General features: G+C 72.9%; 8 protein-coding genes. 2 read left to right on the top strand and 6 right to left on the bottom strand.

From position 1 onward, the window contains the following. Nucleotides 1–43 precede the first annotated feature (43 nt). The 4 genes from J1C73_RS13100 to J1C73_RS13085 form a co-directional block, all read right to left on the bottom strand. Nucleotides 44–955: a helix-hairpin-helix domain-containing protein gene (locus J1C73_RS13100; RefSeq protein ID WP_207316524.1), complete on the bottom strand. Its 912-nt coding sequence runs from the start codon at nt 953–955 to the stop codon at nt 44–46. A gap of 102 nt (nt 956–1,057) precedes the next feature. Beyond that, nucleotides 1,058–2,092, bottom strand: coding sequence for a glutamine synthetase (gene glnII / locus J1C73_RS13095; RefSeq protein WP_207316523.1), 1,035 nt, complete (start codon nt 2,090–2,092; stop codon nt 1,058–1,060). A gap of 133 nt (nt 2,093–2,225) precedes the next feature. Beyond that, on the bottom strand, nt 2,226–3,359 hold the full coding sequence (locus J1C73_RS13090; RefSeq protein WP_207316522.1) for an ARPP-2 domain-containing protein: 1,134 nt from the start codon (nt 3,357–3,359) through the stop codon (nt 2,226–2,228). Beyond that, entirely contained in the window at nt 3,356–4,834 is a 1,479-nt protein-coding gene (locus tag J1C73_RS13085; RefSeq protein WP_207316521.1) for a hypothetical protein, read from the bottom strand. Before J1C73_RS13085 ends, J1C73_RS13090 begins: the two co-directional genes overlap by 4 nt. Before the next feature lie 211 nt (nt 4,835–5,045). On the opposite strand from J1C73_RS13085, the gene J1C73_RS13080 reads away from it, so the two are divergent. Next, nucleotides 5,046–5,954: a Gfo/Idh/MocA family protein gene (locus J1C73_RS13080; protein WP_207316520.1), complete on the top strand. Its 909-nt coding sequence runs from the start codon at nt 5,046–5,048 to the stop codon at nt 5,952–5,954. 29 nt (nt 5,955–5,983) lie between these two features. On the opposite strand, the gene J1C73_RS13075 is transcribed toward J1C73_RS13080, so the two are convergent. Continuing rightward, nucleotides 5,984–6,343, bottom strand: a complete 360-nt coding sequence (locus J1C73_RS13075; protein WP_123470238.1) for an arsenate reductase family protein — start codon at nt 6,341–6,343, stop codon at nt 5,984–5,986. Between the two features lie 119 nt (nt 6,344–6,462). On the opposite strand from J1C73_RS13075, the gene J1C73_RS13070 reads away from it, so the two are divergent. After that, complete coding sequence (locus tag J1C73_RS13070; protein WP_123470236.1) at nt 6,463–6,732, top strand: hypothetical protein; 270 nt, start codon at nt 6,463–6,465, stop codon at nt 6,730–6,732. 76 nt (nt 6,733–6,808) lie between these two features. Here J1C73_RS13070 and J1C73_RS13065 read toward each other — a convergent pair. Next, a partial coding sequence (locus J1C73_RS13065) for a hypothetical protein (RefSeq protein ID WP_372446680.1) occupies nt 6,809–7,274 on the bottom strand: 466 nt, incomplete at its 5' end.

Here is a 7,274-nt window from a genome sequence, read left to right as displayed (position 1 = left end):
GACCGGACTCCCCGTCCGGACGAGGCCGGGAGAGGCCCCGCCCTCAACCCACCAGCCGCTTGCGCCAGTCCAGACCGGTCAGCTCGATCGCCCGGTCCGGCGAACCGTCCCACTCCACGGCCAGCCCGGCCTCGCCCAGCGCCGCCGCGACCTCCCGCCCCACCGCCGCGGTCGTCTCCGCGGACTCGTCGAACCCCCCGTAGTACAGCGTCAGGCCGTGCCCGGCCGCCGCGCTCTCGGTGCCCTGCAGATGGAAGAAGACGAACCCCCGTGCGTCGTCCCGGCCGGCGGCGTGGATCTCGCTGATCCCGCACGCCCGGCAGCAGGTGAAATGCTCCCGGGCGGTGATCCCACGCCCGTCCAGCACGGCGAAGGCCCGCTCCAGCCGGTCCGCGTCGGTCACGTCCGACCAGAGCCGCTGCTCCTCGACGCGCTCCAGCCACAGCCGCTCCACCAGCAGGCGTGCCTGCGCCCGGCTCACCGGGTGCACGCCGTCCTTCACCAGGTAGTCCTCGGCCGACTCGGCGAGCTCCGCCACGCTGCCGTACCCGCCGCGCAGCAACGCCCGCACCCGCTCCTCCAGTTGATCGCGGATCTCCGGCGCGATCCCCGGCACGGGCTCCGGCTCCGGCAGGCCGGCGCTCTCCCAGCCGACGCCCGCGTCCCAGCCGGGCTCCCGGCGGGCCCAGCGCGTCATCAGACCGGCGACCCGCTCCGGCGCGTCGACGACCGTCCGGACGTGGGTACCGGGCCCGCCGGCGCGGTGCTCCAGCTCGTACACCCCGCCGCCCTCGTGCCACACCTGGACGAACTCGCCCGGGATGTCCGGTATCCGCTGCACGACGAGGAAATGGTCGTCGTCCCCGCCGATCCGGTGGACCAGCGCACTCAGCGCCCCGTCCGAAATACGCGTGTGGGCCTGCTGGTTCTCGGTCGCCACCTTGATCTCAAGCATGGAATCACCCTGGCACACCGCACTGACAGCGCCCCGCGCGCGACGAGGGGGCGCCCACCGGACAACCGGTGGGCGCCCCCTCGTACGGGTGCTGCCGCGGGATCAGGCCTGGCCGGCCTTCTCCAGCGCGGCGCAGCAGGTGTCGACGATCAGCCGCGTGACGACGTACGGGTCGACGTTGGCGTTCGGACGGCGGTCCTCGATGTAGCCCTTGCCGTCCTGCTCGACCTGCCACGGGATACGGACCGAGGCGCCGCGGTTGGAGACGCCGTAGCTGTACTCGTTCCACGGGGCGGTCTCGTGCAGACCGGTCAGCCGGTCGTCGATGCCCGCGCCGTAGTGCTTGACGTGGTCCATCGGCTTCGAGCCCTCGCCCAGCGACTCGCACGCCGTGATGATCGCGTCGTAGCCCTCGCGCATCGTCCTGGTGGAGAAGTTGGTGTGCGCGCCCGCTCCGTTCCAGTCGCCCTTGACCGGCTTCGGGTCGAGGGTCGCGGAGACGTTGAAGTCCTCGGCGGTGCGGTAGAGCAGCCAACGGGCGATCCACAGCTGGTCGGACACCTCCAGCGGAGCCAGCGGGCCCACCTGGAACTCCCACTGGCCGGGCATGACCTCGGCGTTGATGCCGGAGATGCCCAGGCCCGCCTTCAGACAGTTGTCGAGGTGCTTCTCGACGATGTCGCGGCCGAAGATCTCGTCGGCGCCGACGCCGCAGTAGTAGCCGCCCTGTGCGGCCGGGAAGCCGCCCTCGGGGAAGCCGAGCGGCCGGTGGCCGTCGAAGAAGGTGTACTCCTGCTCGATGCCGAAGATCGGCTCCTGGCCCGCGAACCGCTCGGCGAGCGGGCGCAGTCCGGCACGCGTGTTGGACTCGTGCGGGGTCATGTCGATGTGGAAGACCTCGCACAGGACCAGGACGTCGTCACCCCCGCGGATCGGGTCCGGGCAGGTGAAGACCGGCTTCAGCACCCGGTCGGAGGCGTGGCCCTCGGCCTGGTTGGTGCTCGACCCGTCGAAGCCCCAGATGGGCAGCTCCGACACGTCGGAGGACGGGGAACCGGGCATGATCTTCGTCTTGGAACGGAGCTTGGCGGTCGGCTCGGTGCCGTCGATCCAGATGTACTCAGCCTTGAACGTCACGGAAGCCATCCTTTGGGGGTGCTGCGGTCTATGCAGCGCAGCTTCGCAAGACGCGATTTCCCGTCCGTTGCCCTCGTGTGAACCCCGTGTTACCGAGGTTTCCCGTGCGAGAACGGGCCGGTCGCACGGGCCCTCAGCCGCGGTCCCTGAGCAGCGACTCGAAGCCGGCCGCCCGGATCCGCCGCACCAGCTCCTCCTCGGTCGCGCCCAGCGCCACCGCGGCACGCGGGAGCTGCCAGTCCGCGTCGGCGAGCCCTCGCAGCAGATGACCGCGCCGGATCTGCGCCTCGGACAGCCGGAACGTCTTCAGATAGGCGACCCGCCCCGAGGGGTCGGTGATCGTCTCGCCGATGTGCTGCCCGCCCCGGTTCCGCAGGAAGGGCGGCAGGAACCGCCACAGCGTGAAGGAGCCCATCCGGTACACCCGGTCGAAGCCGTACGAGGTGTCCAGCAGCTCCCGCGCGAACAGCGAGTCGTGCGCCTCGGTCCACTCCCGCTCCTGCTCCCGCGCGGCCGCCCGCAGACCGGCGAGCGTGTTCAGCCCCGGCCCGTCGGCGATCCGCGCCCCGAAACCGGCCACCGGGGCGCCGTACATCGCGTACTGGTGGACCAGCTCCCCGTACAGGTCCTGGACGAGCGACGCGTGCAGCAGGCGGTAGTCGTCGGGGTGCGGCACCACGAAGGCCGCGGCGAGCGCGTCGGCCGCGTACACCATCACCCCGCACTGGCCGGGATGGATCTCGAACACCCGCAGCGCGTCGCCCAGCCCGCGCACCGACCACCCCAGGTACGCGTCCTCGGCACGCGGCGAGAGGCCGTCGCGCAGCGCCTGCCGCGACCACTCCTCCCAGGCGGTCGACGGTCCGCCGAAGTGCAGCGAGAGGTAGCCCTCCATCGCGAGGTGCAGCGGCAGGAAGCGCAGCCGGTCGCCGGGCTGCCGCTTGGCCATCCGGTGGTGGCGGTGGCGCGGCAGCCGTACGGTCCTGGGCGGCACGCTCCCCGCGTCGCCGCGGGCCGCCAGCTGGGTGCCGTACGCGGCGGTCCGGGCACCCTCGCCGGACCAGTCGGCGACGAAGCCGTGCGGGATGTACGAGGTGTAGTGGGTCCGCGGCCCCACCTCCACGACACCGCTCCCGCCGCCCGCGTACACCTCGCGGTGCAGCCGGAGCCCCTCGACGGGCTTCTCGCGCACCAGCGGCACCAGCCGGATGCCGCCCCAGACCTGCGAGGGGCGGGCGGTGAGCCCGGTCAGTTCGAGCGTGTTCACAGCGGGTCCCCTTCCTGGCCGGACGTCACGAACCGGGCGACCCGCCGGTCCAGGTACGCGTGCAGCGCGGCGGGTCCGGTCCGGCCCTCGGAGAACCGCGCGATCTCCACCAGGGCCGGCAGATCCTCCGCGTCCCGGATACCCGCCGTCGGCACACTCGGGGAGAGCCGCCGGACGTCGAAACCGTCCGCGTCGTATACAGGGTTCACATGCACCACCGCCGTGCGCCGGTCCGGATCGAGCCTGGTCCGCCACACCCGCAGCACCTCGCCCGCGAGCCCGGGAGGTGCGTTGTCCCAGCCGTCCGAGACGATGACCAGCCGGTCGGGACCGTACTCCAGGGCGTCCAGCACCCGGTTGCCGAGCGGCGTCGGACCCCGGGGCACGACCAGCAGCGGATCGCCGGTTCCGGTGGTCCACAGCGGGGTGTACGCGCCCGGCGCGGCGAGTGCCTCCAGCAGGAAGTGGCAGGCCAGCGCCACGGCGAGCGGACGGCGCCGCTTCTCGCCCGAACCGGACGAGGAGTAGCTGTCGTCCAGTACGGCGGCGACCCGCCCCCAGCCCCCGGCGTGCGGGCCCGCCGCGCGACGGGCCGCGGTGCGCAGGGCCGAGGTCAGCTCCTCGCGGTGGCGCCCGCGCAGCTCCGCGGGGAACGTCAGGACGTACAGGGCGAGCCGGGTCAGCGGCATCACGGTCAGATCGACACCCGCCGGCAGCCCCTGCGGAGCGGCCGCACCGCGCTGCCCCTGGGTGCGCAGCCGCTCCAGCCGGGTCATCCGGGGCACCATCCGCTCCAGGAACGCCTCGCGCTTCATGCCGTGCCGGGCCGCGAAGCCCTCGGCGACGGTGAAGGGGAGTTCGCCGACGGCGCCCTGCTCGTAGTGGGCGCGGCGCCAGGCGTCGAGCAGCCGGTGCCGGTAGCGGGGCAGCTTCCCGGGCCGGAAGAGGAAGTCACCCAGCTCACCGCCGGCGCCTCTGGCACCGCTCTCGCCGAGCCGCAGATGCGCGTGGCGGGCCGCGTTCTTCAGCCCCGAGCGGTACTTCACCGCGTCATGCGCCGGATCGGGCCGCGCGGCCAGCCAGTCGCGCATGATCGCGCGGGTGCGCCGGTTGTTGACCTTGGCCGCGCGCAGTCCCCGGAACAGCCGGTACACCCGCTGCGGCGGCAGCTTCGCCAGCCGCGCGGCGATCAGCCGGCCCTCGGTGCGCTTCTCCTCGGCGGTGGCCTCGGCGGCGTACTCCAGCAGCCCCTGCACGATGCGCACCGCGTTGTGGTCGTTGATGTCGAGGGCGAGCGAGGCGGCGTACACCCGGCGGTAGTTGATCCGTACGTACGCGTGCAGGAAGTCCAGCGAGAGCTGCTGCCGGTCCGCGTCCGAGTGGAACTCGCGCTGGCCGGTGGCCGTGATGGCCGCGTTGACGAAGAGGAGCACGTCCTCGGCGGCGACAAGGCCGGCAAAGGTCTCGGTCGTCATGATGAATCCCCCGTGGTGTTCCCGCGAGGCGGTACGCGCAAGCGGAAGCCGGCCGGGGAATGGGGGCGCGAGCAGCGAAATATTTGCTTTACAGGCAAGTCCCGGAAGTCGCACCGGAGTCCCGCGGCCGGCGCCGTCAACGTAACCGCCCGGCCACGCACCCCGCCACCGCATTCCTTCGGGACCAGGCCGCACCGGGCACACTTGTCCCATGACGATATCCGTGACCCCCCTGCGTATCGGCCTGGTCGGTACCGGCCCGTGGGCCCGCAACACCCAGGCCCCCGCCCTCGCCGCGCACCCCGGCGCCGTGCTGAGCGGGGTGTGGGGCCGCCGGGCCGAGGCGGCGGGGGAGCTGGCCGCCGCCCATGGCGCCCCCGCGTACACCGGTGACGCGGGGCTCGACGAGCTCTTCGCCGCGAGCGACGCCGTCGCGTTCGCGCTGCCGCCGGACGTCCAGGCCCCGCTCGCCGCCCGCGCCGCGGCGGCCGGCTGCCATCTGCTGATGGACAAGCCGGTCGCCACGAGCGTCGCGGCCGCCCGCGAGGTGGCCGAGGCCGCGGAGCGGTCCCGGGTCGCCTCCATCGTCTTCTGCACGCTGCGGTTCGCCCCGGAGACCTCCGCCTGGATCGCCGAACAGAGTGCGGCGGGCGGCTGGTTCACCGCGCACGCCCACTGGATCGGCGCCCTGTGGGCACCCGGCGTGGACAGTGAGTACGCCGCTTCCCCCTGGCGCCACGAGAAGGGCGGCCTCTGGGACGTCGGCCCGCACGCGCTCTCCGTCCTCATCCCGGTGCTCGGCGAGGTGACCCGGCTGACCGCCGCCCGCGGCCCCGCCGACACCCACCACCTCATCCTCGGTCACGCCTCCGGAGCCTCCAGCACGGTGACGCTCACGCTGGCCGCCCCGGTGGCGGCGGCCGGGGTGGAGGTCGAGCTCAGGGGCGAGCACGGGACGGTCGGGCTGCCCCGGTGGGACGGCGCCGTGGGTGCCTTCCGGGCCGCGGTGGACGCGCTGACCGAATCGGTGCGCACGGGGGTGGCGCACCCCTGCGACGTACGGTTCGGGCTCCGGCTGACGGAACTGCTCGCGGAGGCCGAGGCGCAGGCGGGCGCGTAGCGGGCGCCCGCCACTGGCCCGGGTGGGGCTCAGCGCCCCATGGCGTCCCGTACCGCCTCGTCCGTACGCGCGACCACGGCCGTGCCGTCCTCGGCCGTGATGATCGGCCGCTGGATCAGCTTCGGGTGCGCGGCGAGCGCCGTGATCCACCGCTCCCGCGCATCCGCCACGCGCGGCCACTCCTTGAGCCCGAGCTCCTTCGCGTCCGCCTCCTGCGTCCGCGTGATGTCCCACGGCTCCAGCCCGAGGCGGTCGAGCACGGCCCGGATCTCGTCCGGTGACGGCACGTCCTCCAGGTAGCGGCGGACGGTGTAGCCGACGCCCTCCGCGTCGAGCAGCCGCACCGCGCTGCGGCACTTGGAACAGGCGGGATTGATCCAGATCTCCATGGGGCCAACGGTACGGGATGGACCCGCGAAAACCCCTCTGGCCAGGGGCGATTGTCAGTGCTGGGCAGTAAAATGGAGGTAGTTCGTGAGGGTTCCACCACCGTGCCAGGAGGTTGCCAATGGCCGTTGCCGCAGTCACGACCAAGCCGCTCCACAAGCCCCTGCAGAAGAAGCGTCTCCCCGCCGGCCGCCCCCGTGAGTGGTACGTCGCCCACAACCGCCGGCTGAAGGCGATGCGCCTGGCGATCGCCCTGCTCGACACGGGAGTTCACCAGCCGTCGAGCGCGAGCAACGCCCGGATACGTACGACCGCCGAACTGCTCGGCATCCACCCGCCGTCCGACACCACCTGCCGCATGGTCCGCGCGCTCATCCGCTACGGCCGCTGACCGCCGCCACCGATCCAACCGCTGCGCCCCGATCCGATGGCTGCGCCCCCGGGATGTCCGGGGGCGCAGCCGCGTATCAGTACCCGTCGCACGTAGCGGTGGCGAATGCGCCGGAGGCGCGGTCGGTCCGCCGGGTGATGTCGTCCACCTTCACGGAGCAGGCGACATCGCCGCCGGACCTGCCGAGGCTGACGACGAACGAGCCGCCGTCCATGAATCCCCGCGTCTCCAGTTCTCCGGCCCACGGCAGGGTCCGCAGGGTCAGCCGCCCGGTCGACAGGGCCTCGCCCTGCCAGGTGCTGTAGGTGAGCGTCACGTCCCTGGCGGTGCCGGTGACCTCGTACCTGACCCGCAGCCTCTGCGAGCTCTGCTCGGAGATCCCGTGGGCCAGGACCGCGGAGACCGCGCCCGCGGCCAGGGCCAGGAGCACGAGGACCATCAGCAGCACCCACGGCCAGAGCCGCCGCCGAGGGGGCTGCGGCCCGTCCGGTCCGTCGTCGGTCGCCTGCTCGTTCATGCCACCACCCTCCATGCTCCCGCCC

Origin of the sequence: Streptomyces laculatispora (genome assembly GCF_017353455.1) — a bacterium.
Lineage (GTDB): Bacteria > Actinomycetota > Actinomycetes > Streptomycetales > Streptomycetaceae > Streptomyces > Streptomyces laculatispora.
Note: the sequence above shows the minus strand (reverse complement) of the source record. Positions and strands in the feature narration are given on the sequence as shown.